The following is a 26,631-nucleotide window of genomic DNA, read 5'->3' on the forward strand; positions in this document are numbered from 1 at the left end:
CCGGTCCGGAACCGGACACCGCCGCCACCGCGCCGACACCGAGGTCCGAAAGCCGCCAGCCGAGGGGCGGACCTGCGAGGCAGGATAGGTGGCATGGAACTGGACTTCGATACCTGCCGCAGGGCGGCGACCAGCCGCGACGCGCGGTTCGACGGGGTCTTCGTCACCGCGGTCAGGTCGACGAGGATCTATTGCCGGCCGTCGTGCCCGGCGATCGTGCCGAAGGCGGAGAACGTGCGCTTCCTGCCGACTGCGGCCGCGGCGCAGCGGGAGGGCTTCCGGGCCTGCCTGCGCTGCCGGCCCGACGCGGCGCCGGGCTCGCCGGCGTGGGACGTGCGCGGTGACGTGGTCGGCCGTGCGATGCGGCTGATCGCCGACGGGGTCGTCGACCGCGACGGCGTTCCGGGGCTGGCCGGGCGGCTCGGGTACACCGAACGCCACCTGCACCGCATGCTCACCGCGGAGGTCGGCGCCGGCCCCCTTGCCCTGGCGAGGGCGCAGCGCGCGCAGACGGCCCGGGTGCTGATCGAGACGACCCGCCTCGGGCTCGCCGAGATCGCGTTCGCGGCCGGGTTCGGCAGCGTCCGCCAGTTCAACGACACGATCCGGGAGATCTACGCCCGCACGCCGTCGGACCTGCGGATCCGGCGCACGCAACCGGAGCAGGACCCCGGGGTGGTGTCGGTGCGGCTGCCGTTCCGCGCGCCGCTGCACGCCGAGGCGCTGCTGTCGTTCCTCGGTGATCGGGCGATCGAGGGCATCGACGGGCGCGACGGCGACTCGTACCACCGCAACCTCCGCCTGCCACACGGTGCCGGGACGGTCGTCCTGCGCCCCGGTGACGGTCACGTCGCGGCCACCCTGCGCCTGGCGGACCTGCGCGACCTGGCGCCCGCGGTGGCCCGCTGCCGGCGGCTGTTCGATCTCGACGCGGACCCCGCCGCCGTGGACGCCGTGCTGGGCGAGGACACGTTCCTGGCTCCAGTGGTGTTGAAGGAGGCCGGGGTACGGGTGCCGCGCGCCACCGACGGCTTCGAGATCGCCGTCCGGGCGGTGGTCGGGCAGCAGATCTCCGTCGCCGCCGCCCGGACCGTGCTGCGCAGGCTGGTCGTCGGCGCGACGTTCCCGACCGCCGAGGAGCTGCTCGAACTGCCGGATGAGGCGTTCGCGATGCCGGTCGCGCGGCGGCGCACGTTGCGCGCGCTGGCCTCCGCCGTCGCCTCCGGCGAGCTGTACCTGGACGGCGGCGGCGACCGCGACGAGACGACCGCCCGGCTCAAGGAGGTGCCCGGCATCGGCGACTGGACGGCCCAGTACACGGCGATGCGCGCCCTCGGCGACCCCGACGCGTTCCTGCCCACCGACCTGGGGGTGCTGCGCGGCGCGCGCGCCCTCGGCCTGCCCGACGACCCTAGATCCCTGGCCGCGCACGCCGAGCGCTGGCGGCCCTGGCGTTCCTACGCCGTGATCCGACTCTGGAGGATTTCCTGATGTTGTACTCGACCACTTCCACCCCGGCCGGCCCCCTGACGATCGTCGTGGACGGCGACGGCGCGGTGCTCGCCAGCGGGTTCTGTGATGTCGCCGGGTTGGCGCCCTTCGTTGACGTGGCCTTGTTGCGGCAGCGCGACGACGTCGGCGACGCGAGCAAGGCGGCACTGTCCTACCTGGACGGTGACCTGCACGCGATCGACGCGGTGCCGGTGCGCCAGCGCGGCGGCGGGGTGTTCCTCACCCACGCCTGGGACGTGCTGCGCACGGTGCCCGCCGGCGAGCCGGTGACGTACCGCGAGTTCGCGGCGCTCGCCGGACGGGCACCCGCGATCCGGGCCGCCGCACAGGCCTGCGCCCGCAACGCGGCCGCCCTGTTCGTGCCCTGCCACCGGGTGCTGCGCACCGACGGGACGCTCGGCGGATTCCGCTGGGGACTGCCCGTGAAGCGCTGGCTGCTCGACCACGAACAATCTGTCAGGTAATTGACAGTTTTGTATTCCGAACTGCGTGAATGGCGGGGTTCACGTAAGCGATCTACCGTGGACTGGTTCATTCGTGGGAAGATTCTCGTCACGCTACGGATCTTTTCCATTGCTGCAAGCGTTGATCGCTTAGAAGAGGGCGGATGACTGGCGGACGATGGAGTAGCCAGACCCGATTCAGCGTCGTGCTCGTCGGGCTGGCACTGGTCGCGCTGGGCGTGCTCACCACGATGCAGTTCCGCAGCACCGCAGGCGCCGCCGCCCTCGTGGCGGCCGGCGTCCTGGTGGGGCTCGCGGGCCTGTCCGGCGGCACGATCGTGGTCCGCTCCGCCGACCGCGAGGAGCGGCTCGCCTCCGCCGGCAAGGCCCAGCTCGACGGCGACGCCGAGGGTGCCTACGACCGCTTCGTGCAGCTCATCCGCGGGCACGCCCCGCAGGCGATCGCCTATCACGAGGCGGCCAACGCCGCGCTGTATGAGGCGGCCGGGCGCGAAGGGCAGAAGCTCCAGCCCGTCTTCGGCTACTTCCTCGGCCCGATCGCCATGTCCGAGTCGCACATCATCGTCGACATCCGGGCCGGCACCGGGTTCTCCATCGCCCGCATGCAGAGCACCTACCAGGCGCTGCTGGTCGGCCAGACCGCCGCGTTCCAGGCCGCGCTGGTCATCGTCAACGCCTCGCCCGACGACTCGATCCTGAGCTCGGTGCGGCAGCTGAGCATCGCCCTGGACCGGCCGGTGATCGCGGTCGCGTGGCGCATCGGCGACCACAGCGACGGCATCTCCGACGCGATCGTCTCGCTGAAGCGGGAGCTGCGCCGCCGCGGCCTCGAATCGCCGATCGAGGTGCCCGAGGTCGTGCTCTCCTCCGCCGGCAACGGGTCCGCCGCGAACGCACCGGCGGACCGGTTCGTGCCCGAACGGTTCTCGCCGGACTCCTTCGAGCCGGAGCCCGACCCGTACGTCGACGACGAGTACTTCGAACCGCAGCAGTCCGTGCGCATCCCGACGCGTCCCGAGCCGCCCCGCCAGCCCGCGCCGCCGCGCCCGCCGGTGATGCGGCCGCCGGCACCCGAGCCTGCCTTCGGTGCCGCCGCCGCGGCGCCCGTCTTCGGACCCGCTGCCGCCACGTCCTCGATCCCGGTCCAGCGCGAGCTGCACGCCAGGCCCGAGCCGGAGCCGGAGCCCGACCCGATCGAGTGGCCGAACCCGGAGCCGCGCCGGCGCCCCTCCCCCGCCCCGCGCGTCTACGACGACTCGGCGACCTGGCAGCGGGCGACCGACCTGCACTGGCGCGGTCAGTTGCAGGAGGCCAAGGACGCCTACGGCGAGATCGTCGACGCCCGCGCGCACGCCCTCGGCTGGGACCACCCCGACACCCTCACGGCCCGCGACCAGCACGCCACGGTGCTGCGCGACCTCGACCGGCTGGCCGAGGCGCTCGTGGAGTGCGACGAGGTCCTCACCGCCCGGATGCGCATCCTCGGCGAGGACCACCCGGACACGCTGACCAGCCGCAGCCACCTCGCCACGATCTACCACCAGCTCGGCGACCTGACCCGCTCCGAGGGTGAGCACCAGCGGGTCCTGGAGGCCCGGACCCGGGTCCTGGGCAGCAACCACCAGGAGACGCTGATCAGCCGGAGCAACCTCGCCAAGGTGTACCAGGACATGGGCGAGCTCGACCGGGCCATCGACGAGCACAGCACGGTCATGCGGGCCCGGGCCCGGCTGCTCGGCCCCGAGCACCGCGACACGCTGATGAGCCGCAGCCTCCTCGCCTCCGCGCTGCACCACGCGGGGCGGCTGCCGGAGGCGGAGTCGGAGCACCGGGCGGTGCTGGGCAGCCGGCTGCACCTGCTGGGCCCGGTTCACCTGGACACCGCCGTGTCGCGGCACCGGCTCGCGAGCGTGCTGCACGACCTGGGGCGCCTCGACGAGGCCGTCACCGAGTACCGGGCGGCGCAGTCGGTGTACGCGCAGCTGCTGGGGGCGAGCAGCCCGTTCGCGCGGGCGGCGGCGTCGGACCTGGCGCTCGCGGAGCGGGCGGCGCGGGGGACGCAGGGTAGTCGGTACTGACGCCTCGATGCGTCGGTTCGGCGTCGGTTTAGAAGTCGCCCCCGAAGTCGCCCCCGAAGTCGCCGCCTCCGAAATCGTCTCCGCCGAAGTCGCCGAATCCTGCGTCGCCTGTGTCCCCCGGGTCGCCGCCGTCGCCGGGATCTCCGCCGTCGCCGCTCTGGTCCGCGTCGGTGCCGGCGTCGTAGCCCTGGTCGAAGCCGGCGTTGTAGCCCGCGTCGTAGCCGGAGTCGCCCCACGACGGGCTGAACAGCGCGTCGAACACCAGCAGCGAGCCGACCCCCCACGCACCGGCGACCAGCGCCGTCTTCCACCACGGCTCCGAATACCAGCCGGCCGGCACGCCCCGCCCGGCGACCTGGCCACCCGGGTAGTAGTACGGCGTGGCGTCCGCCGGGTTCGGCCCGGCCCGGAAGCGGTGCCCCTGCACGTCGACCTCGCGCTCCCTGGTGAGCCGCCCGGCGCGGGCACCGGCGAGCGGCGGCAGGTCAGGCCCCGGATCGATGCCGAGCGCCACCCGGGCCGCCCGCGCGTACGCGAGGCCTTCCAGCGCGGTCTCACGGACCAGCTCGTACTGCCTCACCGACGTCGAGCGCTCCAGCTGCGCGCCGGCGGCGGTGTAGCGCTCCCCGGCGTCGGCGAGCGCCTGCCGGACCGCGGGTGCGTCGCCTGCGAGGTTCATCACCTGGCCGCCGAGGCGCTCGTACCAGCGCAGCGCGTCCTCGCGGGCGTCGGCGAGCTCGCGCTTCCTGCGTGCCGAGACGACCACTGCTCCGACTGCCACCACGGCCACCACGAGCACGATGAGGAAGATCCAGGTTCCCATGGCTTCGACGGTACCCATTTCTGTCACACCCCTCATGCATGCTGATACCCGTGGAACTCCTCCTGATCCTCGGCCTCCTCATCGGCCTCGCCGCCGGCACCGCGCTCGGCTGGTTCGCCGCGCGGTCGCGTGCGGCCGTCGATGTGGCCAAGCTGGAGGCGACCCTGCAGGCGACCCGCGACGGTGAGGCCCGGCTCGAGTCGTCGCTGCGCTCACTCACCTATGAGGCCCGTGCCCAGACCCAGGACGCGGTGGCCGACGCCGTCGCCCCGCTGCACGACGCGCTGCTGCGCTATGAGCGCCGCGTCGCCGACCTGGAGCGCGACCGGGTCGGCGCCTATGAGCAGCTGCGCGAGCAGGTCCGCGCCATGCACGACGTCTCCGGCGAGCTGCGCACCGAGACCCGCCAGCTGGTCTCCGCCCTGCGCGCCCCCCAGATCCGCGGCCGCTGGGGCGAGCACCAGCTGCGCCGCATCGTCGAGGCCGCCGGCATGCTGGAGCACTGCGACTTCGACGAGCAGGTCACCGCCACCACTGACAACGGGATCGTCCGCCCCGACCTCGTCGTCCGCCTGCACGGCGGCCGGCAGGTGGTCGTCGACGCGAAGGCCCCGTTCGAGGGCTATCTCAGCGCGATGGAGGCCCGCGACGAGGCCGGCCGCACCGCCCACCTGACCCAGCACGCGAAGCACCTCCGCGGCCACGTCGACGCCCTCGCCGCCAAGTCCTACTGGGCAGCGTTCGAGCCGGCGCCCGAGTTCGTCGTGCTCTTCATGCCCGCCGACACATTCCTGGACGCCGCCCTCCAGCACGACCCGACCCTGCTCGAGCACGCCTTCACCCGCAACGTCGTCCTCGCCACTCCGGCCACCCTCGTCGCCCTGCTGCGCACCATCGCCTACGCCTGGCGCCAGGAGTCCCTCGCCCACAACGCCCTCGCCGTCCACCAGACCGGCCGCGAGCTCTACGCCCGCCTCACCACCATGGGCGACCACTTCGCCAAGGTCGGCACCGCCCTGGGCACTGCGGTCTCGTCGTACAACAGGGCCGTCGGCTCCCTCGAGGCCCGCGTCCTGGTCAGCGCCCGCCGCCTGGCCGAACTCGGCATCAGCGCCGACCCCCTCCCCACCCCACCCCAGGTCGAACTGACCCCCCGCCACCTGCAGTCCCAGGAACCCCTCGAGTCCGAGTACGAGGTCCTGTTGGCCGCCCTCCGCGAAGACCCACCCTCCTGACGCCCCACCCCTCGCTCCCCACCATCCCCTGCCCCACACCCTTTGCCGCCACCCCCGTCCCCTGACGCCCCAGTCCCTGATCCCACCCCAAGGCCTCTCACGCCCGCTCCGCTCCGCCCCGCTCCGCCCCGCTCCGCCCCGCTCTGCTCCGCCCCGCTCTGCCCCGCTCCGCTCTGCCCCGCCCCGCCCCGCACCGTGAGCCGATCCTCCGACCGTAACTACCCGCACCGCACCGCACCGTGGGCCGACCCTCCGACCGCAGCCACCCGCGACCCGCGCTCTTGACCGGCCCACTCGAAGCCCCACCCTGGCCAGCCCGGCGGGTGGGTCTCCGCGCCGTGGTCCGCGCCGTCGCCTGGCCGGCCCCCGCCGGCGAGCCTCCGCCCAGCCATCCCCGCCGCTTGGCCAGTCCCCGCCCGGTCAGTCCCCACCTGGCCAGGCTCCGCCGCCTTGCCAACACCTAGCCGAGCCCGGCATAAGCGTCGACCACCAACCCACCCAGGTCGGGAACGCCCGCGACCCGCAATCGACAACCCGCAATCCGCAACGGCGACCAGCGCATTCCGCGGAGCCACATCCCGCCCGGCACCCGCCGCCAACCGACCTCACATCAACACCGACACCGACAAAACGCCCACGACTCGACGCTTGAACAGTTCCCACGAAACTCACGACCCGGCCAGCACCCGCCGGACTGTCAACCTCGACATCAGCACTGGCACCCCTCACCAACTCAGGTTGAGGCCGCCAATAGGGCTCCACAGCCCTACGGGCTCTTCGAACCGGATTTTTGATCATGGGGCGCTGATCGAAGTCGTCCCGTGGTCGTCCGGGCGGCCCGTACGCGGCTTCGATCATGGCGGCGCCGTGGGCGGCACCCTCAAGCGGTGGTCGTGCGCCGGGTTTCCGGATCAGCAGCCGTAGGTTTGCGGCGAGATGGGGGGCTTCTCGGCATCTTCCTGCGTGGTGGTGGCGCCTGAGCAGTCACGGGGGCAGGCCCCTGGGGGCGGGTCGGGCGGGTGAGGGGAAGGGCGGGTGGAGGGCAGTGTCGGGCAGATGATCGCGCAACGGTGGGCTGGGGGCTAGCGTGCCGGGCATGTTCGGATTCGGCCGGAAGCCCGGCGCTCATGCGGTCACCGCTCGCGGTGAGATCGCCCACGTCGACTTCGGGCTGCAGAGCGTCGGGCGGGACGGGCAGACGCGGGCGGCGAACTACACGGTGGGGGTGCAGGTGTTTCCCGATGGGGCGGCGCCGTTTCTGGCTTCGATCAAGGTGAAGCTGCGGGGGACGGCGGGGCCGATGATCGGGGAGGAGACGTGGGTGCGGTATCAGGCGGACGACAGGCAGCGCATCGACTTTGACCGGGACCGGATCAAGGTGCGGGCCTACGACCGGGTCAGGACGAACCCGGGGTTGAAGATCGTCGTGGACATGCTCTACACGCACGGCGACCCGCCGGTCAGCGTGATCGCAACCGCCCGCTGAGCACGGCAGCCGGCCGCTGAGCACGGCAGCCGGCCGCTGAGCACGGCAGCCGGCCGCTGAGCACGGCAGCCGGCCGCTGAGCACGGCAGCTGCTCGCCGAGCGTGGAACAGGCCGCTGGGGCACGCGACTGCCGGTGAAGGCGCAACGGCAGGCGGCGGCGGGGAAGGTTACGACAGGGACTTGGCGACCTCGGCGGCGCGGGCGGCGGCGCCGGCCTTCATGTCGCGCTTGAGCTCCTGGGGCAGGGAGAAGACGAGCTTCTCCTGGGCTGTGGTGATCTCGGCGACGTCGGTGAAGTCGCGGGCGGCGAGGAAGTCGAGGACCTCCATGACCAGCTCCTCGGGGACCGAGGCGCCGGAGGTGACGCCGACGGTGGTGGCGCCGGTGAGCCACTCGTCCTGGATCTCGCTGGCGTAGTCGATGAGATAGCCGGCGTTGGCGCCCGCGTCGACGGCGACCTCGCGGAGGCGCTGCGAGTTGGACGAGTTCTGTGAGCCGACGACGAGAACGACGTCGCACTCGGGGGCCATGGCCTTGACGGCGTCCTGGCGGTTGGACGTGGCATAGCAGATGTCGTCGCTGGGCGGGGACATCAGCAGGGGCAGCCGGGTCTTGAGGCGGGCGACCGTCTCCAGGGTCTCGTCGACCGAGAGCGTGGTCTGGGAGAGCCAGACCACCTTGGACGGGTCGCGGACGGTGACCTTGTCGACGCCGGCGGGGCCGTCGACCAGCTGGATGTGGGCGGGGGCCTCGCCGGCCGTGCCGATGACCTCTTCGTGCCCTTCGTGACCGATGAGCAGGATGTCGTAGTCCTCGGCGGCGAACCGGCGGGCCTCCTGGTGGACCTTGGTGACCAGCGGGCAGGTCGCGTCGATGGCCTTCAGCGAGCGGGCGGCGGCCTGCTCGTGGACCTCGGGGGCGACGCCGTGGGCGGAGAAGACCACGGTGGCGCCCTCGGGCACCTCCTCGTTCTCCTCGACGAAAATCGCGCCCTTGGACTGCAGCGTGCCGACGACGTGCTTGTTGTGCACGATCTCCTTGCGGACATAGATCGGCGCACCGTAGAGCTTCAGCGCCTCCTCGACCGTCTGGACCGCACGGTCGACGCCGGCGCAGTAGCCGCGGGGCTTGGCAAGCAGGACGCGCTTCGAACCAGTCACCCCGCCATGGTACGTGCACCCCCCGACAACATCCTCCGCCGCAGAAACGGCAGCAACGAGGCAAAGGCCGCGAGCAGCGCGCAGATGCCCGCCACGAGAGCCAGCGTCGACCAGGGCATGACGAGGGTCACAGAGGCGCCGATCTCGTCCTGCAGGCCTGCCCTGGCCTCGAACAGGGCGGGTACCGCCACCGCCAGCCCCAGCAGCGTGCCGAGCGCGACCGCGAGGAGTGACTCGACGACCACCACCCGCATGGCCTGCGCGGGGGTCGCGCCGGTGCGGTGCAGGGTGATCAGCTCCTGCCGGCGGCCGTACGTCGCCATGAGCACCGTGTTGGCCACGGCCAGGGCCGTGTAGCCGACGGAGATGCCGAGCAGCACCGCCAGGAACAGGTCGACCAGGTCGTTCTCGGAGGCGGCCTCCCGTTCGACGTACGCGCGGGCGGTCATCGACGTGGCACCGGGCGACGGCACGAACGCGCCCGAGAGGTGCACGACGGGCGTCAGCGCGGTGGGGTCGTGCAGCCGCACCAGCTCGCGCGGGATGGACAGCACGGACGAAACGGCAGAAACGGTCAGCGGGACCACGACGCCGTCGGCGAACCGCAGCGGCACCACCTCCCCCACCCGGAACCCGAGCACCGCGGGGACAGAGAACGCAGCGCCACTGACAGCGTCGAGCGGCTCACCGGACGGCAGGTAGACCACCGTCGGCAGCGACGACGAGCCCTGCTGGGCCTGCACGGCGGCCTCGGACAGCCCCGGTACCGCTGAGGAACCGGCCGCCACGGACACCGCCGGGATCGCCGCGGCGTCCTCGATGTTCACGGCGAGGGAGGCGGTCTGGAACGTGCCGACCAGCAGGACGGCGAACCCGACCGCGGCGAGCACCGGCGCCGCGATCGACGCCAGCCGCCGCGCCGCGACCGCCGCCGCGCCCCGCACCAGCAGGCCGGTCGCGCCCCGGCCGGCCGGCATCAGGCGGACCAGCGGCACGACCAGGACCGGCGCGAGCAGCGCGGCCGCGACCAGCAGGATCATCGCTGAGAGCAGGACGATCGTCGGCTTGTCCTGCGCGGTCGCGCCGGGCAGGAGCAGCGCGAGGCCGCCGCCGGCGAGGACGCAGAGGACCCCGGTCGCCCACCGGGTGCGGGTCATCGGCCGCCGCTCGACGGCCGCGTCGCGCAGCGCGGCGAGGGCGACACCCGGCCGGCGCGGCGCGCGGACAGCCACACCCCAGCCGCGCCGACGACCAGGCCGGTCAGCACGGAGACGCCGAGCGCCCACCAGGACACGCCGACTGTGAACCCGGCCGGCTCCAGCCCGACGGCGACGAACGGGCCGGCCAGCAGCGGCGCGGCGAGGGCGCCGAGCAGCGCGCCCGGCACGCCGGCGAGCAGCGCGACCAGGACGATCTCGGTGAGCAGCAGCCGCCGCACCTGGCCGGGGGTGGCGCCGACGGCGCGGAGCAGGCCCAGCTCGCGGCGGCGGGACGTGACGGCGAACGCGCACGTGGAGGACACCACGAACACCGCGACGAACCCGCCGACGAAGACCGTGGCGATGATGAGCTGCGCACCGATCCACCGGGTCCGGGTGTCCTGCTCCGGCTCGGCCGCCGACCGCGCGTCGCCGGTCAGGACCGTGCCCAGCGGCCCCGCGTCGAGCCGCGGCGAAGCGCCCGGAGCGAAGCGGACGCCGATCACCCGTACACCACCCGCCAGCGCCGAGGCGGTCGCCTCGTCGACGAAGAAGCCCGGGCCGTCGGACACGCCGGTGACCGTCCAGCTCGTGGGGCCGGCGGCGGTGAGCACCGGCAGCGACGCGCCGACCGGGACGCCGGCCGAGGACGGCACCACAACCTGGCCCGGGCCGCTGGGTGGGTTCCCGTTGCGGATGGTGTACCCCCCGAGCCCGGCCGACGACCACGCCGATCCACTGTGGACCGCGTCGGAGGGGTCACCGACCGGTTGCCCGTCGATCAGCCGCTGCACGTAGAACGTGCGGACCGGGACGGCGGACAGCACGCCCGGCGTGGCGGAGATCCGGGTGACCAGCGAGGTGACCTCGTCCGGCGACCAGGGGCGGTACACCGGGAAGCCGCCGTCGCCGGGCTGGAACGCGGGCGAGGCGATCACCGCGTCGGCCGCGGCGAGGGCGTCGGGGACCCGCGGCTGCGCGGCGGCCCACAGGGTGAGGCTGCCGGAGATGACGGCGACGCCGAGCAGCAGCGCCACGAAGGTGCCGAGGAACCCGGCCCACCGGTGCCGGATGGACGCCCAGGTCATGCCGCCACCTCCGCTGCGCTCCGGACCGCTCATGACAGCGCCGCCATCCGGGTCGCGATCTGCTCGGCGCCGCGCGGCTCGTGCAGGTCCTCGACGATCGCGCCGTCGGCCAGGAACAGGACCCGGTCGGCGTACGCGGCCGCCAGGGGGTCGTGGGTGACCAGGACGACGGTCTGGGCGTGCCGGTCGACGGCGGCCCGCAGCAGCCGCAGCACCTCCCGCGACGCGGACGCGTCCAGTGCGCCGGTCGGCTCGTCGGCGAAGACCACCACGGGCCTGGTCGCCAGGGCCCGGGCGATCGCGACCCGCTGCTGCTGGCCGCCGGACAGCTCGCTCGGGCGGTGCCCGGCCCGGTCGGCGAGGCCGACCTCGGCGAGCATCGCGTCGACCTGCCCGGCCGCGGCCCGGCGCCCGGCGAGGCGCAGCGGCAGCTCCACGTTCTGCGCCGCGGTGAGCGACCCGACGAGGTTGAACGCCTGGAACACGAAGCCGATCCGGTCGCGCCGCAGCCGCGTGCGGGCCTTCTCCCGCAGCGGGCCGAGCTCGACCCCGTCGATCAGGACGCGGCCGTCGCTGACCCGGTCGAGGCCAGCCGCGCAGTGCAGCAGGGTGGACTTGCCGGAGCCGGACGGCCCCATCACGGCGGTGAAGCTGGCCGGGGCGAACCCGACGGAGACCCGGTCGAGGGCGGTCACGGCCTGCTCGCCGGTGCCGTACCGGCGGGTGACCCCGTGCAGCTCGACGGCCTGGCGGGTGTGCAATGTCGTCGTCACACCGTCGAGCCAACCGCCTCACGGCGTCCGGCACAGTCGCGCTGCGCTGACAGTCGAAGGTAACGCCAGCCTTACCGTGCCCGGGCGGCCGGGTCGGTAGCCTCACCGTGGTGCAGGTCCGATCCGCACTGGAGTCGCTGACGCTGCCACCGGCGAAGTTCCTGACCTCGTCGTGGCCGTGGCGGTCGCTGCTGTACCTGGGCAGCGGCGCGATCCTGGGCGTCGTCACCGGCGCGGTGCTGGCCGGCCTGATGGTGTTCGGCGTGCTGTTCACCCTGGCCGTGGTCGGCGTCGCGGCACTGCTGGCGTTCGCGCTGTCCGGGGTCGCGGTCGCGCGGATCGAGCGGTGGCGGCTGCGGCTCGTCGACACGGTCGCGCTGCCCGACCACCACCGTCCCGTGACCGAGCCGGGCCTGCGGGCGTGGGTGCGGACCCGGCTGCGGGAGCAGGCGACGTGGCGGGAGCTGGGCTACACGATCGTGCTCACGTCGATCCTGGCGTGGCTGGACCTGATCGTGGTGGCCGGAGCGACGTGGGCGGTGACCGCGCTGCTGTGCGGGCCGATCTACATCCAGGACGAGTCGCTGTCGCTCGCGCTGACCGGCAGCGTCGCCGGGCTCGTCCTCGGCGTCGTCGCGCTGTACCCGGTGACGGCGTGGGCGGCGGCCCGCGCGGCGATGACCCGCTCGATCCTGGCGCCGCGCGCCGACGACGACCCGCAGCTGGTCGAGCTGACCCGGTCCCGGGCCCGCCTGGTCGACGCGTTCGAGGTCGAGCGCCGCCGGATCGAACGCGACCTGCACGACGGCGCGCAGCAGCGGCTCGTCGCGCTGAGCATGCAGCTGGGCCTGGCCCGCCTGGAGCTGCCGGACGGCTCGCCGGCCGCCGACCCGGTCCGCCGCGCGCACGAGCTCGCCAAGGAGGCACTGGCGGAGCTGCGGGAACTGATCCGCGGCGTACACCCGAAGATCCTGACCGACCGGGGACTCGCCGCGGCGGTCCGGGAGGTGTCGGACCGGGCCCCGCTGCCCGTCGACGTCGACATCGCCCTCCCGGCGCGGCTGCCGCAGGCCGTGGAGGTGACCGCGTACTTCGTCGTCGTCGAGGCCCTCGCCAACGTCGCCAAGCACAGCGGCGCCGGGCGGGCCAGGGTCGTCGCGTCGGTCGCGTTCGACCGGCTCACCGTGCAGGTCCGCGACGACGGTCGGGGCGGCGCCGACCCGGCCCGTGGCACCGGCCTGGCGGGCCTGGTCGACCGGGTCGCCGCGGTCGGCGGGACGGTGGCGCTCGCCAGCCCGCACGGAGGGCCTACGGTGGTCCACGTGGAGCTGCCGTGCGGGTCGTGATCGCCGAGGACGGGATTCTCATCCGGGAGGGGATCGCGGGCCTGCTGCGACGCTTCGGCCACGAGGTGGTCGCCGCGGTCGGCACCGCACAGGAGCTCGTCGACGCGGTGCACGCGTCCCGGCCCGACTTCATCGTCACCGACGTGCGGATGCCGCCGGCGTTCACCGACGAGGGGCTGCAGGCGGCGATCGCGCTGCGGGCCGAGAACCCCGCGCTGCCGGTGCTGGTGCTCAGCCAGTACGTGGAGCAGACGTACGCCGCCGAGCTGCTGGACTCCGGGCGTAACGGATATGTCGGGTATCTGCTGAAGGATCGCATCGGCGACGTGACGGAGTTCGTCGACGCCGTCGACCGGGTCGCGGCCGGGCACACCGTCGTCGACCCGGAGGTGGTGATGCAGCTGCTGGGCCGCCGCCGGGACCCGTTGCGGCGGCTGACGCCCCGGGAGCGCGAGGTGCTGGCCCTGATGGCCGAGGGGCGCTCCAACGCCGCAGTGGCCCGGACGCTGGTGGTGTCGGAGGCGGCGGTGTCCAAGCACATCAACAGCCTGCTGTCGAAGCTGGACCTTCCCCCGGACGAGGACGACCACCGCCGGGTGCGGGCGGTTCTCGCATACCTGCGCGGCTAGGGTGTTGCGGGTGACCACTCCTGCGCCGTCGTCTTCGTCCGAAGAGCCGTGGCCCGTCCGGGTGGTCTCGCAGAAGATCGGCGCCTGGATCGGCAAGCTCGGCTGGATCTGGGTCGACGGCCAGGTCGCGCAGATCACCCGCCGCCCCGGCACCAACACCGTCTTCCTCACGCTGCGCGACCCGTCGGCCGACCTGAGCCTGACCGTCACCACCAGCCGTGACGTCGTCGACCTCGGCGCGCCCAACCTCAACGACGGCGCCCGCATTGTCGTGCACGCCAAGCCCGAGTTCTACGCCGCCCGCGGCTCGCTGAGCCTGCGCGCCGACGAGATCCGCCAGGTCGGCCTCGGTGAGCTGCTCGCCCGCCTCGAACAGCTCAAGAAGCTCCTCGCCGCCGAGGGCCTGTTCGACCGGGCCCGCAAGCGGCGGCTGCCGTTCCTGCCGACGAAGGTGGGTCTGATCACCGGCCGGGCCAGCGCCGCCGAGCGCGACGTGCTGACCAACGCCCGGCGGCGCTGGCCGACGGTGGAGTTCCGGGTCATCAACGTCGCGGTGCAGGGCACGTCGGCGGTGCCGCAGATCATCGACGCCCTCAACGTCCTGGACCGCGACGAGACGGTCGACGTCATCGTCCTGGCCCGCGGCGGCGGCTCGACCGAGGACCTGCTGCCGTTCTCCGACGAGGCGCTGTGCCGGGCCGTGTTCGCCTGCCGGACCCCGGTCGTGTCCGCCGTCGGCCACGAGACCGACATCCCGCTGGTCGACTTCGTTGCCGACGTGCGCGCCTCCACCCCCACCGACGCCGCGAAGCGCATCGTGCCCGACCTCGGCGACGAGTTCCGCCTCATCGGCCAGGCCAAGCAGCGCCTGGACCGCGCGCTGCGGGGCATGCTCGACCGCGAGCAGCACCGCCTCGACGCGATCCGCTCCCGGCCCGTCTTCTCCAGACCGCTGAGCATGATCGACAATCGTTCGTCGGACGTGACGCAGCTGCGCGACCGGGCCGCCCGCAACCTGAGCCACCGCCTCGACCGCGCCGGCACCGAGCTCGCGCACACCCTCGCCCGGCTGCGCACCCTCTCCCCCGCGGCGACCCTGCAGCGCGGCTACGCGATCGTCCAGCGCGCCGACGGCGCCGTGGTCCGGGCCGCCGGCGACGTCTCCGCCGGCGACCCGCTCCGCATCCGGCTCGCCGAGGAGAGGTGGCCGCCACCGTCGACCCGGCCGCCACCGACCCCTCCGCCGACGGCGGCGCCGGCCCCGCCGCCGGGCCGGCGCCGAAGAAGGCCACCCGCAAGCGATCCACCACCCCAGCCGCCGTCTCCCAGGAGTGACGTGTCTCAGCGCATCCAGGACTACATGCTCGCCAGCGCCAGCCGTGGCCGGGAGGTGGTGCAGGCGGGCCCGTTCACGGTGACCATCAGCGCCCACGACCCGCTCGTCTACATCAACTACGCGATCCCGGCCGCCGGCGCCGACCCGACCCCGGAGGACATCGCCGCGCTGGAGGCCGCGTTCACCAGCCGGTCGCGCACGCCCCGCCTGGAGTACCTGCCCGGCCTCGCCCCGCTCGTCGAACCGGCGCTCGTCGCCGCCGGCTTCACGGTCACCGACCGGCTCCCGCTGATGGAGTGCCCGCCCGGCGCCGACGTCGACCAGCCCCTCCCCGACGGCATCGAGCTCATCACCCCCACCACCGACGAGCACCTGCTCGGCCTGCTGTCCGCGCAGCACGAGGCGTTCGGCGAGGCGCCGCCCACCGACGAGCACCTGGCCAAGGCCCGCGGCGGCGACAACATCCAGGTCCTGGCCCGCACCCTCGACGGCGAGCCCGTCGGCGGCGGCGCCGCCATCGCGGTCAAGGACGGCATCAGCGAGGTCGCCGGCATCGCCGTGCGCCCCAAGTTCGAGCGGCGCGGCATCGGCGGCGCCATCACCCTGCACCTGACCCGGGCCGCGCACGCCGCCGGCGCCGGTCTGGTCTTCCTGACCCCGGCCGGCGACGCCCAGGAGCGCGTCTACGCCCGCGTCGGCTACCGGCGCACCGACTCGGTGCTCTTCCTCACGAAGGAGACGTCGTGACCGACCTGTCCTACGAGCAGGCCAGGGCGGAGCTCGCCACGGTCGTGGAGAAGCTCGAGTCCGGCGGCACCACGCTGGAAGAGTCCCTCGCCCTGTGGGAGCGCGGCGAGGAACTCGCCGTCGTCTGCCAGCGCTGGCTCGACAACGCCCGCGCCCGCCTCACCGCCGACCGCACCTGACGCAGGCCCCGCCAGAGGGCGGGGTGGTCAGCGCAGCGAGCTTGCCAGGCGCTGGAGCTGGGAGTCGGTGGCGCGGCCGAAGATGATGACGGTGCGGCCGGTCGCGGACTGGATCAGGGCGCGCTCGCCGGGGCGGCCGTCGTCGTGACGCTGCCACTCGGTGCCGTTGATCGAGACCGGCGCGCCCGCGGCGCCGCCCGTGCCGACGATCGACGGGATCAGGGTGGCGGAGGGCTGGGCGCTCTCCACGACCTGCATCGCGCCGTCGGAGGGGGCGGTCACGCCGATGCGCAGGACGCCGCCGGTGAACGTCGCGGAGGCGATCCGCCAGCCCTGCGGCAGGTCGGTGGGCTTGAGCGGGGTGAACTGGCCGGCGCGCTGGACGGAGCCGTACACCTCGGTCGTGTCGACGGCCGGCGGGTCCTCGTGGCCGAGGAAGCGGTAGAAGCCGACGAGCAGGAACACCGGCACCAGCAGGACCAGCATCGACAGCGCCATGTCCCGGGGGCGACGACCGGCACGTTCAACAGCGGGTGCGGGGGCAGCGGTTTCCACCCCACCATCGTGAACCATCGGATGGAAGATGCCACAACCGCCCGGACCGTAGCGACGCGGAACACGACGGCCTGCCACGATGACAGGTGGCCCGCCCGCCCACGCAACGCCGCGCGAGGAGAGCACACATGAGTCGTGAGATGGACCGGAATCTGGCCCTCGACCTGGTACGAGTCACAGAGGCGGCGGCGATGGCCGCCGGGCGGTGGGTCGGCCGGGGCGACAAGAACGGCGGCGACGGTGCGGCCGTCGACGCGATGCGCCTGCTGATCAACTCGGTGCCGATGCAGGGCGTCGTGGTGATCGGCGAGGGCGAGAAGGACAACGCGCCGATGCTGTACAACGGCGAGCGGGTTGGTGACGGCACCGGGCCGGAGGTCGACGTGGCCGTCGACCCGGTCGACGGGACCACGCTCATGAGCAAGGGGATGCCCAACGCCGTCGCGGTGCTGGCCGTCGCGGAGCGCGGGGCGATGTTCGACCCGAGCGCCGTGTTCTACATGGAGAAGCTGGCCGTTGGGCCGGACTACGCGGACGTGATCAACATCGACGCCGGCGTGGAGGAGAACCTGCGCAGGATCGCGCGGGTCAAGCGGTCCAGCGTGTCCGACGTCACGGTCTGCATCCTGGACCGGCCCCGGCACAAGCAGCTCATCCAGGAGGTGCGGCGGACCGGGGCCCGGATCCGGTTCATCTCCGACGGCGACATCGCCGGCGCGATCAGCGCGGCCCGCGAGGGGTCGGAGACCGACGTGCTGATGGGTGTCGGCGGTACGCCGGAAGGCATCGTCGCCGCGGTGGCGCTCAAATGCATGGGCGGGGCGATCCAGGCGAAGCTGTGGCCGCAGGATGACGCCGAGCAGGACAAGGCCGTCGCCGCCGGCCACGATCTCGGTCGCGTGCTGCACACCGACGACCTGGTCAGCGGTGACAACATGTTCTTCTGTGCGACCGGCGTGACCAGCGGCGACCTGTTGAAGGGCGTCCGGTACCGCAGGGGCGGCGCGGACACGCAGTCGATCGTGATGCGGTCCCGGTCGGGCACGATCCGGGTGATCGACTCGTTCCACCGCCTGGAGAAGCTGCGCGCCTACTCGCTGGTCGACTTCGACGGCACGCTACCGCCCCTGGCGATCGAGCCCGAGGGGTCGCTGCCGAGCACCGACTGAACGGCCTCGTCGACCGGCGTGTGGGTCAGGCCGAACGTCGCGGTGACCCGCGAGGAGTCCAGCACGAACGGCTTGACGTGCTGGTAGCGGACCTCGCGGAACTCCTTGGCGAACCGGTCGGAGAGTCCGGCGGCCCACACGGCGGCCAGCGGGTAGGAGCGCAGGCGCGGGGCCGGCAGGCCACCGACGCGGGCCACCGTGCCGAGCAGCGACCGGGCCGTCATCGGGGGCGGCGAGGGCACATGCCACGCCCGTCCCCACGCCCGCTCGTCGGCGGCGAGGGTGATCAGGGTCTGGGCGACGTCGCCGATGTACGTGTAGCTGTGCGGCGCGTCGAGCGCCCCGGGCAGCCACGCGGTCCTGCCGGCCCGCAGCGCCGGCAGCGCCATCTCGATGATCGACGACGTGGGGCTGATGTAGTCCGACGCGCGGGCCTCGAACGTGCGGATGCCCGCGGCCAGGGCCTCCTGCCACATCGCCACCCGGACGCGTCCCTTGCGGCTGGTCGCCGCGAGGGGCATGTCCTCGGTCATCGGACGGTCCGGGCCGAAGGGACCGGGGCCGTAGCCGTACAGGTTGCCGGTGATCGCGAGGACCGCGTCGTTCGCCGCGGCGGCGCCGATCAGCGCCCGGTTGATCGGCGGCCAGTCGGTGGGCCACGCGTAGTACTGCGGGTTGACGCAGTTGTAGATGACGCTCGCGCCGGCGGCGACGCTGCGCAGGGCGACCGCGTCGGACGCGTCGGCGCAGACCCGCTCGATCAGCGGGTGGACCGGCCCGCCGCCGGAGCGGCTGACGAGCTTGACGTGCTCACCGGCCGCCGCGAGCCGTCCGGCGATGATGGTGCCGACCGAGCCGGCGCCGACGATGACCTGCATGACTGCCTCCTGAGCCGTGAATGTGAGAGCACTGCTCTCTCAGTAGAGCATGAGTCGCGTGCACAATCAAGAGCAGTGCTCTCGCATGTGAGCATGCGACTATGTACGGCATGAAGGCGACCAACATCCGCGCCCGCGTCCGCGCCGAGATGACCGAAGAGATCAAGACGATCGCCCGGCAGCACCTGGCCACCGACGGGGCCAACCTGTCGCTGCGGGCGGTGGCCCGCGACCTCGGGGTCGTCTCGTCGGCGATCTACCGATACTTCGCCAGCCGCGACGACCTGCTCACGGCGCTGATCCTCGACGCGTACAACTCCCTGGGCCAGACGGTCGAGGACCGGGAGCGGGCGGTGGGCCGGGACGACTTCGCCGGTCGCTGGATGGCGGTCTGCGACGCGGTGCGCGGGTGGGCCCTGCAGCGGCCGCACGAGTACGCGCTGATCTACGGCAGCCCGGTCCCCGGCTACCAGGCGCCGCCGGACACCGTGGCCGCGGCCACCAGGGCGGTCACCGTGCTGGGCACGATCATCCAGGACGCGGCCGTGGCGCACCGGGTCCGGCACGACCCGGCGGAGGTGCTGCCTGCCGAGGTGGTCGAGGACGTGCGGCGGGCCGGCTCCGTGATCGCGCCGGACGTGCCCGACGCCGTGACCGCCCGCGCGCTGTCGGCCTGGGTCACACTGTTCGGCCTGGTCAGCTTCGAGCTGTTCGGGCAGCTCAACAACGTCGTGCAGCACCGCGACGAGTTCTTCGCCCACCAGATGCGGGCCCAGGGCAGGTTCGTGGGGATCTGACCGCGCGTCCTTGTCATGCTGGTTGACTGGTGTTCTACTCTACCAACACAATCGTGTGACGGAGAGGAGGACGCCGGACGTGATCAACTTCCATGTGGACAAGTCCAGCAGTGTCCCCGCGTACGCACAGCTGATCCGGCAGGTGCGCGAAGGACTGCGGATGGGCCTGCTGCATCCCGGGGACCAGCTGCCCACGGTGCGCAGCGTCGTGACGTCGTGCACGGTCAACCCGAGCACGGTGCTGAAGGCCTACCGGGAGCTGGAGCTGTCCGGCCTGGTGGAGGCGCGGCAGGGGGCCGGCACCTTCGTCAGCGGCACGCTCGGCGGCGCCGACCCGCACGTCATGGCGCGGCTGCGCAACGGCCTGTCCCGCTGGCTCGACCAGGCCCGCGAGGCGGGGCTGGAGACCGAGGACGTCGAGGCGCTGTTCGCCTCCGTGATCGTGGAGAACGCGACCCGCCGGACGCAGGAGGGTGTGGCATGACCTCCGTCGAAGCTCATGCCGTGAGCAAGCGCTACGGCTCCGTGTGGGCGCTGCGGGACTGCTCCTTCCAGCTGCCGGCCAACCGGATCATCGCGCTGGTCGGCGCCAACGGCGCGGGCAAGTCGACGCTCATGAGCATCATCAGCGGCATGCTGCCTGCGACCTCCGGCTCCGTGCTGGTCAACGGCCGGCCCGTGGAGAAGGGCGACCGCGGCGGCGACGACACCCGGGTGGCGATCCTGGCCCAGGACAAGCCGCTGTACCGCGACTTCAGCGTGGCGGACATGCTGCGCTTCGGCCGGTCCACCAACCGGGTGTGGGACCAGCGGCGGGCGCTGTCCTGGCTGGAGCGTTTCCGCATCCCCCTGGACCGCCGCTGCGGCAGGCTGTCCGGCGGGCAGCGGGCGCAGGTCGCGCTCGCGGTCGCCCTCGGCTCGCGCCCGGCGGTGCTGCTGCTGGACGAGCCCCTCGCCAACCTCGACCCGGTGGCCCGCACCGAGGTGACCGGCGAGCTCATGGCCGAGGCCGCCGACAGCGACATGACCGTGATGCTGTCGACCCACATCATCGCCGAGCTCAGCGGCGTCGGCGACCACCTGCTGCTGCTCGACGCGGGCCGGCCCGTGCTCACCGGCGACGTCGACGAGCTGCTCGAAGGCCACCTGCGGCTCACCGGACCCCGCGCGGACCAGCCGCCCGGCCCCGACGCGATCGTCCAGGCGCAGCACACCGACCGCCAGTCGACGTTCGTCGTCCGGCAGCCCGCCGGACCGCCCCCGCAGATCGTCGCGCCCGGCTGGACCGCCCAGCCCGTCACCCTGGACGAGCTGATCCTGACCTACCTCAAGGCTTCGGCCGAGACCCACCGGCACCTGGAGGCGGCGGCATGAGCGGGCCGGAGCGCTGCGGAGGAGCCGCGAATCAGGGGCTCAGTGATAGCTCAGGCCGACGCCGGAGCGCAGCGGAGGTGGCGGCATGAGCGGGCCGGAGCGCAGCGGAGGAGCCGCGAATCAGGGGCTCAGTGATAGCTCAGGCCGACGCCGGAGCGCAGCGGAGGCGGCGGCATGAGCGGGCCGGAGCGCAGCGGAGGAGCCGCGAATCAGGAGCGCAGTGTCAGCTCAGGCCGACGCCGGAGCGCAGCGGAGGAGGCGGCATGAGCCTGGTCACCGACGCGCCGGTCACCGCGAACCGCCCGGACGGGCCCGGCCCCGCCGGGGGCCTGCTCTGGCTGACCTGGCGGCAGCACCGCTGGGCCCTCGTCAGCACGCTCGTCCTGGCCACCCTGCTGGTGGGCTGGATGACGTACCTGTCGGTCGAGATGACGGATCTCTGGCACCAGTGCCACAACGCGCGGTGCCCGGACGGCTCCTCGCAGGACCTGCGGCTCGGCGCGCGGCCCTTCGGCCTGTTCCGGCAGGCCAGCTACGTCGAGCGGCTGGTGCAGTACATGCCGCTGCTGATCGGCATGTTCATCGGCGTCCCGGTGCTGTCCCGGGAGCACGAGCAGCGGACCCTGCTGCTGGCCTGGAGCCAGGACGTCTCCCCGGCGCGCTGGCTGTGGACCCGGCTCGGCCTGCTCGGCCTCTTCGTGGTCGCCGTGACCACGGTCGTCGCCGCCGCCAGCGACCACCTGGAGCACGTGGGGACCAGGGTCGGCCAGGAGGACCTGTTCCGGTACGAGGCGGTCCTGGCCACCGGCATCCTCCCGGTCGTGATCAGCGTCTGCTGGTTCACGGTCGGCGTCGCGCTCGGCGCCGTCGTCAGGCGGACGCTGCCCGCCGTGTTCGGTGTCATCGGCGGCTTCATCGGCGTGATGCTGCTCGTGCAGTTCAAGTTTCCGACCCTCATGCCGCCGCTGGGCGTCTACCGGCAGGTCGACGCGCCCGTCGACGACCTGCTGCGCGACAACGCCCTGCTCGTCTCCGGCGGCATCATCCGCACCGGCGGCGGCGACGAGCTGTCCGGGTTGTTCGACGCCTCCGGGCACCAGTTCACCAGCGGCGAGCTGGAGCGCCTCTGCCCGCCCCGCCTCGATCCCGAGGCGGAGCTGTCCTGCTTCGCCGGTCAGCATCTCCAGCGCTACCTGGAGTATCAGCCGGGCAGCCGGATCCCCGAGTTCCACCTCATCATCGGCGCCGGCTACCTTGCGCTCGCCGCGGCAGCGCTGCTCACGGTCTGGCTGAGCGTGCGCCGTACCAAGTTGAGCGCCGGATAGCACAAGGACTACGGCGTGGGGACGCCGAAGCCCACGGTGGTGCCGCTGCCCTCGATGGATTCCAGGGCGATCCAGCCGCCGTGCGCCTCGACGATCGCCTTGCTGATCGCCAGGCCCAGGCCGCTGCCCTTGATCGCCCGCTTCTGGGCGTCGGCGGTGCGGAAGAAGCGGGTGAACAGCATGCCCTGCTCGTGCTCCGGGATGCCGACGCCGGTGTCCCGGATCCACACGACGACCTCGCCGTCGCGTTCCCGGCCGGTGACGGTGATCGAGCCGCCGGGGTCGGAGAACTTGACGGCGTTGGTCAGCAGGTTGAGCACGACCCGTTCGAGCTGGTCGCTGTCGCCCTGCACGACCGGGATGTGCTCGTCGATGTCGGTGGTGACGGTCAGCCCGGCCGTCTCGACCGACGGGCGGATCGCCTCGCACGCCGCGTCGATGATGTGCTTGACCTTCACCGGGCCGACGGTGAGCGTCAGGGTGCCCGACTCGATCCGGGAGAACGTGAGCAGGTCCTCGATGAGGTCGAGCAGGCGGCGGCCGTTGCGGTCGATGATGCCGACGATCTTGCGTTCGGTCGCGCCGAGGGAGCTGGCGTGCGCGTCGGCGAGGATCTCCGTGTAGCCGCGGATGCTGGTCAGCGGGGTGCGCAGCTCGTGGGAGACGGTGGCGACGAACTCGCTCTTGAGCCGGTCGAGCTCCTGCAGGTCGCTGTTGGTGCGGGCGAGCTTCGCCGCCTGCCGCTGGAGGGCCTCCTCGGCGCGGCGGCGGTCGGTGACATCGGCGATCTGGTGCACGACGTGGTGCGCGCCCTGGTGCCCTCCCCGGCCGCCCGCGCCGATGAGCGACGCCGAGTACTGCCCCCACAGCGGCGCGCCGTCGGAGCGGCACAGCCGCAGCTCCTTGCTGACCTTCTCCGCCTCGCCGGCGACGAGGCGCTTCATCTTGTCCGCGACGATCGGCCGGTCCTCCTCGATGACCATGTCCAGCAGCAGCTGCGCGGGCTGCAGGCCGGTCATGCGGGCCAGCTCCTGGTTGACCTCCAGCACGTGGCCGTCGAGGTCCGTGACGGCCATGCCGACCGGGGCGTGGTCGAACGCGGCGCGGAACGTCTCCTCCGCGCGGCGCTGGTCGGCGGCGAGCCGCTGCTGCGACAGGGCGTGCTGCACCGCCGAGCCGAGCCGGCTCAGCCGGTCCTTGAGCAGGTAGTCCACGGCGCCGTGGCGCAGGGCGTCGACGCACGACTCCTCGCTCATGGCGCCGCTGACCACGATCGCCGGGATGTCGTAGCCGCCGGCACGCAGCATGTGCAGCGCCTCCAGGGCGTTGAACTGCGGCAGCGAGTAGTCGACGAGGATCACCTTGGGCGGGCCCGCAGGATCCTCGAGTGCGGCCTGGAAGTCCACGCGGGACTCGACCCGCTGCCACACGGGCGCGAACCCGGCCCGCCGCAGCTCGAACACGAGCATCTCGGCGTCGTCGGGGTTGTCCTCCAGGAGCAGGATCCTCATGAGTGCGAGTCGGTCAGGTTCAGGCCCAGCCAGTACAGGCCGATGCTGTTGACGGCGGACATGAACTGCTCCATGTCGACGGGCTTGACGATGTAGCTGTTCGCCCCGAGCTCGTAGCAGGCGTGCAGGTCACGGTCCTGCGCCGATGAGGTGAGCATGACGACCGGGATGTGCCGGGTGCGCCGGTCGGCCTTGACCCGGCGCAGCACGTCGATGCCGTCGACCAGCGGGAGCTTGATGTCCAGCAGCACGACCTGCGGCGGGTCGGCGGCGGCGGGCCCGAACAGGTGGTCGAGGGCCTCGGCGCCGTCGCGGGCGACGTCGACGTTGCGGGCGAACCGGCCCCGCTCGAACGCGAGCCGGGCGAGCTCCAGGTCGTCGGGGTTGTCCTCGACGAGCAGGACCCGATTGGACAGCGGTTTCACCCGCCCACCTCCAACAGCGAGTGTCCAGTGTGTTCGAAGGCCGGAAGGGTGAAGGAGAACGTGGCGCCCTCGCCGGGGACGGCGTCGGCCCAGATCTGGCCGCCGTGCCGCATCACGATGCGGTGGGTGAGGGCGAGCCCGATGCCGGTGCCCTCGTAGTCCTCGGCCCGGTGCAGCCGCTGGAAGACCTTGAACAGCTTGTCGGCGTAGCGCATGTCGAAGCCGGCGCCGTTGTCCTTGACGTAGTACATGACCTCGCCGCTGAGCGGCCCGACCCGGTGCCCGATCTCGATGCGGGCCGGGGAGGCGTCGCGGGTGTACTTCACCGCGTTGCCGACCAGGTTGGCCACCACGTGCCGGACGAGCCGCGGGTCGCCCTGGGCGTCGGGCAGGTCCCCGACGGTGAGGACGATGTCGCGGGTGCCGCGTTCGACGCTCAGCTCGTCCCAGACGTCCTCGACGAGCTGGCCGACGTGGACCCGCAGGCTCGCCATCTCCTGCCGCTGGAGCCGGGAGAAGGCCAGCAGCCCGTCGATCAGGTCGCCCATGTTCTGGGCGCCCGCGCGGATGCGGCCGAGGTACCGCCGGCCCTGCTCGTCGAGCGCGTCGCCGTGGTCCAGGGCGAGTATCTTGGCGAAGCCGTCGACGGCCCGCAGCGGCGCCCGCAGGTCGTGGGAGACGCTGTAGGAGAAGGACTCCAGCTCCGCGTTGGCCTCGCGCAGGTCGGCGGTGCGCTCCGCGACGCGCGCCTCCAGCTCGGCGTTGAGCTGCTCGACCGCCCGCTCGGCCGTCTTGCGCTCGGTGACGTCCTGGCTGACCTTGACGAAGCCGCGGATCGACCCGTCGGGGTCGCGCACGGCGGTGAGCAGCCCGTGCGCCCAGTAGCGGCTGCCGTTGCGGCGCACGCGCGGGCCGTCGATCTCGATCCGGCCATGCTCCGCCGCCTCGTCGAGGATGCGCCGCGGCACCCCCGCGGCGGCCTCCTCCGCGGTGAAGAACATCGCGTAGGAGCGACCGAGGACCTCCCCGGTGCGGTACCCCGCGAGCCGCTCGGCGTTGTCGGACCAGCTCACGACGGCGCCCTGCCAGTCGAGCATGTAGATGGCGTAGTCGCGGGCGCCGTCCAGCAGCAGCTGGAGCAGCTCCTCCGAGGCGCGCACCTTCTCGTCCGCCTCGTGCAGGTCGGTGATGTCGCGCAGCACGGCGACCGCGCCGTCGGCGCCCTCCTGCCGGATCAGGTTCCGCAGCCGCACGTCCAGCCTGCGCCCCCGCACGACCAGCTCGACCTGCGACTCCCGGTGCTGCCGGACCAGGTCGCGGAACTGGTACGGGGTGGCGCCGTCCGCCTCGTACGCCTCCAGCAGCTCGGGCCACTCGGCCGGCGGGTGGCGGTCGATGTCGTGGCCGAGCAGCTCGCGGGCCATCGGGTTGACCCACACGGCCGCGCCGTCCGGGCCGAAGACGACCACGCCGTCGCCGATCGTGTTCATCACCGCGGACAGCAGGGTCGCCTGGTGCCGCAGGTCGGCGGTGGCCTGCACGACCCGGTCCTCGGCCCGGCGGCGCGACGTCGCGAGCGTATAGACCAGCAGCGCCGTGACCAGGGTGAGCGCCAGGCCGCTGAACACCATGCCCTCGTCGAGGTGGCCGTCGGCGCCGACCAGGGCGGAGCCGGCGGTGCCGACCGTCAGCTGCCACTGCTGGTCGGCGACCTGCACGATGGCGCTGCGGTGCAGGTCGCCCGCGCCGACGTCCTGCCGCTCGATGTGGGCCATCGAGCGCCACGCGTTGTCCTCCAGCGCGGACAGCCTCACGTCCAGCTCACGGGACGGCTGGAGCATCGTGTCGGTGAAGAAGTCCTGCATCCGCACCGCCATCTCGACGAAGCCCCACAGCTCGCCGGTACCGCGGTCCAGGACCCGCTGCAGGAACACCACCGATTGCTGCTGCGACTGCGGCGGCAGACCGGCGTCGCGCAGCAGCACGTACGGGTCGGAGATGGCGGGCAGGCCGATGCGCTGGGCCCGGGCCAGCGCCGAGGACGCCTCCGGCGACGCGGTCAGGTCCTGCCCGACGCCATCGGTGCCGCCGCCCTCGGCGAGGATGCGTTGCAGCACGGTGAAGTAGTGCCTGGCGACGCCGGTGGTGGGTTGCAGCGTCAGCCCGGGCGCGCCGCGCGCCCGCCAGTCGGCCTGCACGGCCGCGACGGCGGCGTCCTGCACCGGGACGATGAGGTCGATGGAGGTGGCCCCCGGCAGCCACAGCTGCCCGAGCGGGGCGGTGGCGGTCGTGAACGAGGCGGCGTCGATCTCCGGCAGGGCCTCGAGGCTGCCGGCGGTCAGTTGTACGGCGTCGACGTAGCGCTGCGCGGTGGACGCCACCGACTCCTGCGCCGCGGCGACCCGCCGGTCGAGGGCCTGCCCGGCGTTATCCAGCTCGACGCGGTGCATCAGCAGCCCCGCCCCGCCGGAGACCAGCAGGCCGAGGAGCACCACCCCGAACACCTGGAGACGGACGCCCACCACGTATCTCAGATCGGCG

At 72.9% G+C, this 26,631-nt stretch carries 24 protein-coding genes and 1 pseudogene; 15 read left to right on the forward strand and 10 right to left on the reverse strand.

What is annotated here, in order from left to right; all coding sequences use genetic code 11:
* The first annotated feature begins 93 nt into the window (after positions 1–93).
* From OHA72_RS02685 to OHA72_RS02695, 3 genes are all read left to right on the forward strand, one after another.
* Positions 94–1,491: an AlkA N-terminal domain-containing protein gene (locus OHA72_RS02685; protein ID WP_327006275.1), complete on the forward strand. Its 1,398-nt coding sequence runs from the start codon at positions 94–96 to the stop codon at positions 1,489–1,491.
* Positions 1,491–1,976 (forward strand): methylated-DNA--[protein]-cysteine S-methyltransferase, encoded by a 486-nt coding sequence (locus OHA72_RS02690; protein WP_327006276.1) that lies wholly within the window; start codon positions 1,491–1,493, stop codon positions 1,974–1,976. Before OHA72_RS02685 ends, OHA72_RS02690 begins: the two co-directional genes overlap by 1 nt.
* 143 nt (positions 1,977–2,119) lie before the next feature.
* Entirely contained in the window at positions 2,120–4,054 is a 1,935-nt protein-coding gene (locus OHA72_RS02695; RefSeq protein WP_327006277.1) for a tetratricopeptide repeat protein, read from the forward strand.
* 28 nt (positions 4,055–4,082) lie between these two features.
* Here OHA72_RS02695 and OHA72_RS02700 read toward each other — a convergent pair whose 3' ends face one another.
* The gene (locus OHA72_RS02700) at positions 4,083–4,877 is read right to left on the reverse strand and encodes a hypothetical protein (RefSeq protein WP_327006278.1); all 795 of its coding nucleotides are present in this window, start codon (positions 4,875–4,877) and stop codon (positions 4,083–4,085) included.
* A 38-nt stretch (positions 4,878–4,915) separates the two neighbouring features.
* On the opposite strand from OHA72_RS02700, the gene OHA72_RS02705 reads away from it, so the two are divergent.
* Both OHA72_RS02705 and OHA72_RS02710 read left to right on the forward strand, forming a co-directional pair.
* Entirely contained in the window at positions 4,916–6,112 is a 1,197-nt protein-coding gene (locus OHA72_RS02705; protein ID WP_327006279.1) for a DNA recombination protein RmuC, read from the forward strand.
* A 1,096-nt stretch (positions 6,113–7,208) separates the two neighbouring features.
* Positions 7,209–7,598, forward strand: coding sequence for a hypothetical protein (locus tag OHA72_RS02710; protein ID WP_327006280.1), 390 nt, complete (start codon positions 7,209–7,211; stop codon positions 7,596–7,598).
* A gap of 168 nt (positions 7,599–7,766) precedes the next feature.
* Here the strand turns inward: OHA72_RS02710 and OHA72_RS02715 are convergent, their stop codons facing one another.
* The 4 genes from OHA72_RS02715 to OHA72_RS02730 are packed head-to-tail and all read right to left on the reverse strand — an operon-like array spanning position 7,767 to position 11,819.
* Positions 7,767–8,759: a 4-hydroxy-3-methylbut-2-enyl diphosphate reductase gene (locus OHA72_RS02715; protein WP_327006281.1), complete on the reverse strand. Its 993-nt coding sequence runs from the start codon at positions 8,757–8,759 to the stop codon at positions 7,767–7,769.
* Positions 8,756–9,991, reverse strand: a complete 1,236-nt coding sequence (locus OHA72_RS02720; protein ID WP_327006282.1) for an FtsX-like permease family protein — start codon at positions 9,989–9,991, stop codon at positions 8,756–8,758. Before OHA72_RS02720 ends, OHA72_RS02715 begins: the two co-directional genes overlap by 4 nt.
* Complete coding sequence (locus OHA72_RS02725; protein ID WP_327006283.1) at positions 9,913–11,046, reverse strand: ABC transporter permease; 1,134 nt, start codon at positions 11,044–11,046, stop codon at positions 9,913–9,915. Before OHA72_RS02725 ends, OHA72_RS02720 begins: the two co-directional genes overlap by 79 nt.
* Positions 11,047–11,075: 29 nt before the next feature.
* Positions 11,076–11,819 (reverse strand): ABC transporter ATP-binding protein, encoded by a 744-nt coding sequence (locus OHA72_RS02730; protein ID WP_327006284.1) that lies wholly within the window; start codon positions 11,817–11,819, stop codon positions 11,076–11,078.
* A gap of 110 nt (positions 11,820–11,929) precedes the next feature.
* Between OHA72_RS02730 and OHA72_RS02735 the strand changes: the two genes are divergently transcribed.
* The 5 genes and pseudogenes from OHA72_RS02735 (at position 11,930) to OHA72_RS02755 (ending at position 16,056) form a co-directional block, all read left to right on the forward strand.
* Positions 11,930–13,165 carry a sensor histidine kinase gene (locus OHA72_RS02735; RefSeq protein ID WP_327006285.1) on the forward strand — a complete coding sequence of 412 codons (1,236 nt, stop codon included), beginning with the start codon at positions 11,930–11,932 and terminating at the stop codon, positions 13,163–13,165.
* Complete coding sequence (locus OHA72_RS02740) at positions 13,153–13,794, forward strand: response regulator (protein WP_327006286.1); 642 nt, start codon at positions 13,153–13,155, stop codon at positions 13,792–13,794. The genes OHA72_RS02735 and OHA72_RS02740 overlap by 13 nt, the downstream gene beginning before the upstream one ends.
* A gap of 4 nt (positions 13,795–13,798) precedes the next feature.
* Positions 13,799–15,047, forward strand: a pseudogene (gene xseA, locus OHA72_RS02745) (exodeoxyribonuclease VII large subunit); the annotation flags it as partial.
* A gap of 374 nt (positions 15,048–15,421) precedes the next feature.
* The gene (locus tag OHA72_RS02750) at positions 15,422–15,877 is read left to right on the forward strand and encodes a GNAT family N-acetyltransferase (protein ID WP_327011428.1); all 456 of its coding nucleotides are present in this window, start codon (positions 15,422–15,424) and stop codon (positions 15,875–15,877) included.
* On the forward strand, positions 15,874–16,056 hold the full coding sequence (locus OHA72_RS02755) for an exodeoxyribonuclease VII small subunit (protein ID WP_327006287.1): 183 nt from the start codon (positions 15,874–15,876) through the stop codon (positions 16,054–16,056). The genes OHA72_RS02750 and OHA72_RS02755 overlap by 4 nt, the downstream gene beginning before the upstream one ends.
* Positions 16,057–16,083: 27 nt before the next feature.
* Here the strand turns inward: OHA72_RS02755 and OHA72_RS02760 are convergent, their stop codons facing one another.
* Positions 16,084–16,611 carry a DUF4245 domain-containing protein gene (locus tag OHA72_RS02760; protein WP_327006288.1) on the reverse strand — a complete coding sequence of 176 codons (528 nt, stop codon included), beginning with the start codon at positions 16,609–16,611 and terminating at the stop codon, positions 16,084–16,086.
* A 128-nt stretch (positions 16,612–16,739) separates the two neighbouring features.
* Between OHA72_RS02760 and glpX the strand changes: the two genes are divergently transcribed.
* Positions 16,740–17,780, forward strand: a complete 1,041-nt coding sequence (gene glpX, locus OHA72_RS02765) for a class II fructose-bisphosphatase (RefSeq protein ID WP_327006289.1) — start codon at positions 16,740–16,742, stop codon at positions 17,778–17,780.
* Here glpX and OHA72_RS02770 read toward each other — a convergent pair.
* Complete coding sequence (locus OHA72_RS02770) at positions 17,702–18,658, reverse strand: Rossmann-fold NAD(P)-binding domain-containing protein (protein ID WP_327006290.1); 957 nt, start codon at positions 18,656–18,658, stop codon at positions 17,702–17,704. The two genes, glpX and OHA72_RS02770, sit on opposite strands and share 79 nt — an antisense overlap.
* Before the next feature lie 110 nt (positions 18,659–18,768).
* On the opposite strand from OHA72_RS02770, the gene OHA72_RS02775 reads away from it, so the two are divergent.
* From OHA72_RS02775 to OHA72_RS02790, 4 genes are all read left to right on the forward strand, one after another.
* The gene (locus tag OHA72_RS02775; RefSeq protein WP_327006291.1) at positions 18,769–19,455 is read left to right on the forward strand and encodes a TetR/AcrR family transcriptional regulator; all 687 of its coding nucleotides are present in this window, start codon (positions 18,769–18,771) and stop codon (positions 19,453–19,455) included.
* Positions 19,456–19,534: 79 nt separating this feature from the next.
* Entirely contained in the window at positions 19,535–19,939 is a 405-nt protein-coding gene (locus OHA72_RS02780; RefSeq protein WP_327006292.1) for a GntR family transcriptional regulator, read from the forward strand.
* A complete protein-coding gene (locus OHA72_RS02785) occupies positions 19,936–20,829 on the forward strand; it encodes an ABC transporter ATP-binding protein (RefSeq protein WP_327006293.1) in 894 nt (297 codons plus the stop codon). The genes OHA72_RS02780 and OHA72_RS02785 overlap by 4 nt, the downstream gene beginning before the upstream one ends.
* Positions 20,830–21,092: 263 nt before the next feature.
* Positions 21,093–22,154, forward strand: a complete 1,062-nt coding sequence (locus OHA72_RS02790) for an ABC-2 membrane transporter-related protein (RefSeq protein ID WP_327006294.1) — start codon at positions 21,093–21,095, stop codon at positions 22,152–22,154.
* A gap of 8 nt (positions 22,155–22,162) precedes the next feature.
* Here the strand turns inward: OHA72_RS02790 and OHA72_RS02795 are convergent, their stop codons facing one another.
* From OHA72_RS02795 to OHA72_RS02805, 3 genes are read right to left on the reverse strand one after another with little or no spacing between them, the layout of a single operon-like run.
* Complete coding sequence (locus OHA72_RS02795; RefSeq protein ID WP_327006295.1) at positions 22,163–23,665, reverse strand: sensor histidine kinase; 1,503 nt, start codon at positions 23,663–23,665, stop codon at positions 22,163–22,165.
* Positions 23,662–24,090 carry a response regulator gene (locus tag OHA72_RS02800; RefSeq protein ID WP_327006296.1) on the reverse strand — a complete coding sequence of 143 codons (429 nt, stop codon included), beginning with the start codon at positions 24,088–24,090 and terminating at the stop codon, positions 23,662–23,664. Before OHA72_RS02800 ends, OHA72_RS02795 begins: the two co-directional genes overlap by 4 nt.
* Positions 24,087–26,612 carry a PAS domain S-box protein gene (locus OHA72_RS02805; RefSeq protein WP_327006297.1) on the reverse strand — a complete coding sequence of 842 codons (2,526 nt, stop codon included), beginning with the start codon at positions 26,610–26,612 and terminating at the stop codon, positions 24,087–24,089. The genes OHA72_RS02800 and OHA72_RS02805 overlap by 4 nt, the downstream gene beginning before the upstream one ends.
* Between the last annotated feature and the right edge of the window lie 19 nt (positions 26,613–26,631).

The organism is Dactylosporangium sp. NBC_01737 (genome assembly GCF_035963215.1).
Taxonomy (GTDB): Bacteria; Actinomycetota; Actinomycetes; order Mycobacteriales; family Micromonosporaceae; genus Dactylosporangium.

Coding starts and splice junctions, on each gene's coding strand:
- OHA72_RS02685 (WP_327006275.1), top strand. CDS start 94: ATGGAACTGGACTTCGATACCTGCCGCAGGGCGGCGACCAGCCGCGAC.
- OHA72_RS02690 (WP_327006276.1), top strand. CDS start 1,491: ATGTTGTACTCGACCACTTCCACCCCGGCCGGCCCCCTGACGATCGTC.
- OHA72_RS02695 (WP_327006277.1), top strand. CDS start 2,120: ATGACTGGCGGACGATGGAGTAGCCAGACCCGATTCAGCGTCGTGCTC.
- OHA72_RS02700 (WP_327006278.1), bottom strand. CDS start 4,877: ATGGGAACCTGGATCTTCCTCATCGTGCTCGTGGTGGCCGTGGTGGCA.
- OHA72_RS02705 (WP_327006279.1), top strand. CDS start 4,916: ATGCTGATACCCGTGGAACTCCTCCTGATCCTCGGCCTCCTCATCGGC.
- OHA72_RS02710 (WP_327006280.1), top strand. CDS start 7,209: ATGTTCGGATTCGGCCGGAAGCCCGGCGCTCATGCGGTCACCGCTCGC.
- OHA72_RS02725 (WP_327006283.1), bottom strand. CDS start 11,046: ATGACCTGGGCGTCCATCCGGCACCGGTGGGCCGGGTTCCTCGGCACC.
- OHA72_RS02750 (WP_327011428.1), top strand. CDS start 15,422: ATGGAGTGCCCGCCCGGCGCCGACGTCGACCAGCCCCTCCCCGACGGC.
- glpX (WP_327006289.1), top strand. CDS start 16,740: ATGAGTCGTGAGATGGACCGGAATCTGGCCCTCGACCTGGTACGAGTC.
- OHA72_RS02770 (WP_327006290.1), bottom strand. CDS start 18,658: ATGCAGGTCATCGTCGGCGCCGGCTCGGTCGGCACCATCATCGCCGGA.
- OHA72_RS02775 (WP_327006291.1), top strand. CDS start 18,769: ATGAAGGCGACCAACATCCGCGCCCGCGTCCGCGCCGAGATGACCGAA.
- OHA72_RS02785 (WP_327006293.1), top strand. CDS start 19,936: ATGACCTCCGTCGAAGCTCATGCCGTGAGCAAGCGCTACGGCTCCGTG.
- OHA72_RS02790 (WP_327006294.1), top strand. CDS start 21,093: ATGAGCCTGGTCACCGACGCGCCGGTCACCGCGAACCGCCCGGACGGG.
- OHA72_RS02795 (WP_327006295.1), bottom strand. CDS start 23,665: ATGAGGATCCTGCTCCTGGAGGACAACCCCGACGACGCCGAGATGCTC.